1 protein-coding gene is annotated in these 830 nt (G+C 64.5%); it reads right to left on the bottom strand.

What is annotated here, in order from left to right:
* Window positions 1-34 precede the first annotated feature (34 nt).
* Window positions 35-830, bottom strand: a 796-nt coding sequence (locus E4F61_RS14200; RefSeq protein WP_133480254.1) for a tetratricopeptide repeat protein, incomplete at its 5' end; no start/stop codon positions are given.

Genomic DNA, 830 nt, shown 5'->3' with positions numbered 1-830 from the left:
GTTTTGCGTGCTTGTGACCGCTGCCGCGATCAGATTATTTGCCCGGCAGTGCGAGGATCTTCTTGGCGTCCTCCGGATGCTTCACGCCCTTGGCCAGTGCCTGCTCCGCGGCCGCTTTCGCTTCGGAAATACGTTGCTCGTTGCGAAGCACGCCGGCGAGCGCGAGATAGGCCTCGCCGTTCTTGCCCATCGGCGCGGCCTTGCGGTAGGCGTCGATCGCCTTGTCGGTCTGCTCGGAGAAGTAGTACGACTGCGCGAGCGCGAGGTAGACGTTGTAGTCGGGCTTCAGCACGCCCTTCGTCATGCCCTCGTTGATGATGTCGATCGTCTGCTGTTCCTTGCCTTCGAGGTTGGCGTAGATCGAGAAAAGCTGGCGGTAGTCGGCGTCGTCGGTGAGCTGGCCGGACTTGCGCATCTCCTCGAGCAACTGCGCCGCCTTGTCGGTCTGCTTGGCCTGCAGGTAGGACTGCACGAGGTTGAAGCGCGCCCGCTTGTCGGCCGGGTTCCTGGAGGCGGCGGACTCGGCGACCTTCATCGCTTCGGCGGCGTAGTCCTTGTTCATCATCTGAATCTGCGCGCGCTGCTGCATCAGGCCGAAGTGCGCGTCGTTGTCGAGGCTGTTCTGCGCGATGGCCGTGTCGATGTACTTGAGCGCGCCCGGATAGTCCTGCGCGCCGATCGCGGTCTGCGCGGCGAGCTGCGCGGCGAAGGCCTTCTCGTACGCATTCGATGCCGCGTCCGCGATGATCGCGTCGGCCGCGGTGCGCGCCTCGGCGACGTTGCCGTCGTTGAACGACTTGAGCATGGCCTGGAGCTTCGGCGTGCCCTTC

Source organism: Cognatilysobacter segetis, assembly GCF_004359965.1.
Classification (GTDB): Bacteria; Pseudomonadota; Gammaproteobacteria; order Xanthomonadales; family Xanthomonadaceae; genus Cognatilysobacter; species Cognatilysobacter segetis.
Note: the sequence above shows the minus strand (reverse complement) of the source record. Positions and strands in the feature narration are given on the sequence as shown.